This window comes from Virgibacillus sp. DJP39, assembly GCF_049310925.1.
Classification (GTDB): Bacteria; Bacillota; Bacilli; order Bacillales; family Amphibacillaceae; genus Virgibacillus_F.
In genome coordinates this window covers 1-4,873 of sequence record NZ_JBMERP010000138.1, presented here as the reverse complement: position 1 = coordinate 4,873, position 4,873 = coordinate 1, and the positions used below count along the sequence as shown (strand labels likewise).

The window sequence follows — 4,873 nt, the reverse complement described above, 5'->3', positions numbered from 1 at the left end:
GTCTTATTTTATTCTGAAGCAGCAGAATCTGAGCTGGATTCATTTTCGAAACGCATTGCTGTATCTGAATCGATTTCTAAATGGTTTTTCAATAGGTCTATTGTTTCCTGAAGTGATTCTTCATTTAATTTCCAATAATACGTACCTGAAGGCTGGTAATCTGTACCTTCTAAGGTTCGAGTATCAATATCTAAGCTTCCGCTACCTGTACCGTAAGAAATGAAGCTTTTCATTTCATCAAATGTCATGTTCGTTGTCATGTTTTCTCCGACAGCTTCAATAATGTTGTCATACTTTAATACCGACCCAAGTGAACTTGCTTTCTGAATCACGGCTTTAATGATTTTCTGCTGGCGTTTGCCACGTTCAATGTCGTTATCATAATGTCTAGTTCTGGCAAGAGCAAGAGCTTCTTCACCATTCAATTTCTGTTCACCAGGAAGTAAGTGGATTGCTCCAGCTTTATCTTTTGAATTTTGTTCTGATAATTCGTATGGTACATCGACAGTAATACCATTGACAGCATTTACGACATCAATAAATGCTTCAAAATTAACTTTCACATAATAATCGACAGGAATCTCAAGCAAGTTTTCTACGGTTTCAATGGTTGCTTTCGGTCCACCGTAAGCATGTGCATGATTGATTTTAGTTTCATAACCGACTTCTGGAACATACACCAAAGAGTCTCGAGGAATACTTACTAGTTTTACGCTCTTATCCTCTACGTTTAAAGTGGCAAGCATTAATGTATCAGAGCGAGCGCTTCCTTCATTGTTCCGGACATTACTCTGATCCACACCAATAATTAATATAGAAACATTATCACTTGCTGGGTCCACTACATCATCACGAAGATCCGATTTATCACGGCCATCATCCTTGTAAGAATCAGTGAAGACGGAATCTGCTTTTGCATACAATAACGCCGCATAGGTGAGTAAACCTAAAAACAGCACTAATACTGGTATCAATATAAAATAAGCCCTTTTACGCAATTTCCTTTTCTTACCCCTTTTTGCCACACGGCTTTGGGTAGTCTTTTCTTTCGACATAAAAAATTTTCTCCTTTAACATCAATAACATTTTATAATCGGTAAAGATTTATATACAAGTATTTTAAAAGCATAACCTTAATTTTACTATGAATAATTCTATTCGTAAATCATAATTATATTACATTTAGATGAAATTTGTTAACAATCAAAAGCATCACTACTATTATAGACGATTAGATGAGAAAAATGTTACCTATTTAATTATAAAAAACGACAAGTTTCGTTCGTACATTTAAAAAATCAGAGATATTATTTATGACGAACTTTTTAAATATTTGAATATTTTTAAAATATTTGATAGAATTGTAGAGTATCCTGTGCAAAAAATCAGGGGTTGGAGAGTGTATCATGATAAATCATAACACAATAAAAAAGGGTCTTATTATATTAGTAATCTTTCTGTTTGTTCTTCCTCAGTTAAGTATTGCAAGTGGACATCAATTATACGAATCAACTGTTCAGACAAAGCTGAATGAAATTGACGCTCAAGATAAAGAAAAATTAGATGAGCCTGTTTACGCTGAGCGAAAAAAGAGATTAATAGAAGAATTACCACTTATGCAAGATAGATATTTTGGCGAAAACCTAATAATTTCACAATCCAGTCAGCTGTCAGTCAATCCCGATGCTTATTTTGAAGAGTTCAGAAAAAGCTATACTAAAAATGACACTGATTTCCGGATCCAGAGTGAAAAGAGCATTGATCTATCAAATGTGAATAATCGTGGGATTCTGCTAAAGGTAAAAGAAGGAGTCACATTCAATCCCGAAGTGTTTGATGTACGAATACAAAGTGTCTCCGAGCAATTGAAAAGCAATAATATCTATCTAGTGACTGTTCCTGAACAGTATGGATATTCTAGTACACTTAACCAGCTTAAAGAGGATTCCAGTATAGTATATGCAAATCCAGATTACATAATCGAATCGTCTTACATACCTTCTGATCCACAATTTGCTGAGCAATGGTACCTTGATAAAATAGACATGCCAGAAGCGTGGGATATAAACAAAGGATCATCAGATATAACAATAGCAGTGTTAGATTCAGGTGTAAATGCTAATCATCCAGACTTACAAGGGAGAGTACTGGCGGGGTATGACTTTGTTAATGACGACACTGATGCATCAGATGATAATAGCCATGGTACACACGTTTCCGGAATTATCGCAAGCAATTCTAACAGCATTGGGATAAGCGGTGTTGATTTAAATGCAACTATTCTTCCAGTCAAGATTGCTAATGAAAACGGACTAAGTTCAGTTGCTGACTCGATACAAGGTATTTATTATGCTATTGAACAAGGTGTCGATGTAATCAACATGAGTTATGGAAGCTATCAGTACAATTCAATTGTTGAAGACGCTATATGGGATGCCTATAAACAAGGAATTGTTCTAGTAGCCGCGGCTGGCAATGATGCCATAAGTACAAATATGTATCCAGCTTCGTATGAGGGTGTTATAAGCGTTGCAGCTACAGATAAATATGACCAGCGAGCAGGTTTTTCCAATTACGGCGGTTTTGTTGATATTACTGCACCTGGAAAAGATATATACAGCACTTATTTCCTTGGTGGTTATGGGAGCAGTAGTGGAACATCCTTTTCCGCACCAATCGTAAGCGCGTTGGCAGGCATGGTGAAAGCACAACATCCTGAGTGGAGTCCTGCCGAGATTGAATGGGCTTTGCAGAATGGAGCAGATAATTTTGGTAGTGCAAAGTGGAACATGTATAGCGGGTACGGTCGAGTGAACGCTCTCGGGGCTCTGACAACGGATCTGCCATTATTACAAAATGATGCCTCAGATGTAAAAAGTGGTGCAGAGACTCTGATTAACGATCAGTTAGTGAATGGGAAAGTGGACTTACCAATGGATGTTGATTGGTACTCATTTGAAGTTTTGCAAAGTGCAGACGTAAGGATAGACTTGTCAAATATACCAAATCATCTCGATTTAGTTGGTGGACTGTTTAAATATAATGGGAATACCGTAGTGGACCAAAAAGTAATAGACGAAGGAGGGTTGGGTGAAAGCGAGCAACTTCAATTTGAAACAGAGCCAGGAACTTATTATTTGGCAGTATATGATTACTATGATCACTGGTCAGATCAATCACATAGCCTGGAAGTTTCGATTGAAACCAATTCCATGGACGACTCTAATATAGTTGAGGAAAAAGAACCAAATGATTCAATGGACACTGCCACTATTCTGCCATTCGAAGCAATTGGTGGAGGTCATTTTCAAACATATGAAGACTACGATTTGTTCGAAGTTAAGCTGCCTTATAGTGGGGATATTATTGTAACTACTGCAACAAATAGTGATGCTTATTATAGTGATCCAGTTGCCATTTTATTAGATGCAAATGGCAACGTTATTAATGAAGCGGAATTGACCTGGGATAGTGACTGGGAGCTTAAGTATTCTTTTGAAAAATTCGTGAATATTAAAGCAGGTAAATATTATGCCCTAATTACCAATCTTCAAGGTTACTCTGATTACAACCCTTACGTATTTGACATTAGTTATATTGGAGATGTGGTTGGTGAAATCCCCGTCCCACTATCTTCCATTGATAGCGGTACTTACACTGGTTCTATTGATGTTGAGCTAAGCAGTCAAAGTGGTACATTGATAAGATATACATTAGATGGAACAAATCCAGATTTGACCAATGGAGTTAACTATACAGGACCCATTACAATTGATAGTGACAGTACGTTAAAGGTAATTGCAGTACAGGATGGTTTTACTAGTAAAGTCATAACATATGATTATTTAATTGAAAAATTAGTTGTTGCCGCACCAGAGGCGAGCGTTCCATCAGGAGAATTCACTGAACAGTTCCAGTTAAACGTTACGAGTGATTTACTGGATGCTAAAATCTTTTATACACTTGATGGTTCTACACCAAGCTTAGAGAACGGTTTTTTATATGATGAACCAATCGTAATCAGTAATACAACTGTATTAAAGGCAATTGCTGTTCACGGAAACATAAAGAGTGATGTTAGTACATTTACGTATACAAATACAAGTAACATAGGCAAGCCGTTTTCGGACACAGTCGATCATTGGGCTGAAAATGATATAAGCTTTCTGGCAGAAAAGCAAATCATTAATGGGTATCCCGATAACTCTTTCCATCCAAATGAAAGTATAAAACGTTCCGAATCTGCATCAATGATCGTTAAAGAGATGGATTTACCATTGGAAGGAAGCGATTTTCCAGACGTTTCTGAAAGTCATTGGGCATCTGGATATATTGGTGCTGCTTCAAAAGCAGGTATAATAACAGGTTATAATGACGGTGATTTTATACCTAATGCTTATTTAAGTAGAGAAGAGATGGCTGTAATCCTTGTCAGAGCGTACAAACTTAGTGGTAGTAGTAGTATGACTTTTTCCGATTTAAATAGTGAATCATGGTCTTACTCTTACGTTGAAAAGCTGGTTGCAAACGAAATTACCACTGGTTATTCCGATGGTACATTTAGACCGAAAAACGACATTACTAGAGCTGAGTTTTGTGCTATGCTTGCAAGAGTACTAGAGTGAGGTTATTAGACATTAACCTGGTAGTAGAATTTTAGTTTTTAAAATCACTACAGAAAAACGACACTGGAAAATTATAAGGAGGACTTTCATATGAAAAAGAATTTCAAAAAGAATTTAAGCTTTACATTGCCTTTCATTACAGCTTTCATGTTTTTTGTATCAGGAAATGTGAGTGCTTCACCCGTATTTTCAGATTTAGATGAAGTTCCATGGGCCAAAGATGAAATATTATATTTGTATGAACATGA

General features: G+C 36.5%; 2 protein-coding genes. One reads left to right on the top strand and one right to left on the bottom strand.

Going from position 1 to position 4,873, the window contains the following annotated elements:
* Positions 1-8: 8 nt before the first annotated feature.
* The gene (locus ACOI1D_RS21050) at positions 9-1,055 is read right to left on the bottom strand and encodes an LCP family protein (protein ID WP_422504103.1); all 1,047 of its coding nucleotides are present in this window, start codon (positions 1,053-1,055) and stop codon (positions 9-11) included.
* Positions 1,056-1,406: 351 nt separating this feature from the next.
* Between ACOI1D_RS21050 and ACOI1D_RS21045 the strand changes: the two genes are divergently transcribed.
* On the top strand, positions 1,407-4,625 hold the full coding sequence (locus ACOI1D_RS21045) for a S8 family serine peptidase (RefSeq protein ID WP_422504101.1): 3,219 nt from the start codon (positions 1,407-1,409) through the stop codon (positions 4,623-4,625).
* The last annotated feature ends 248 nt before the right edge of the window (positions 4,626-4,873 follow it).

What these genes read in the sequence shown, in the direction of transcription:
- ACOI1D_RS21045 (WP_422504101.1), top strand. Translation starts at nt 1,407, where the DNA reads ATGATAAATCATAACACAATAAAAAAGGGTCTTATTATATTAGTAATC.
- ACOI1D_RS21050 (WP_422504103.1), bottom strand. Translation starts at nt 1,055, where the DNA reads ATGTCGAAAGAAAAGACTACCCAAAGCCGTGTGGCAAAAAGGGGTAAG.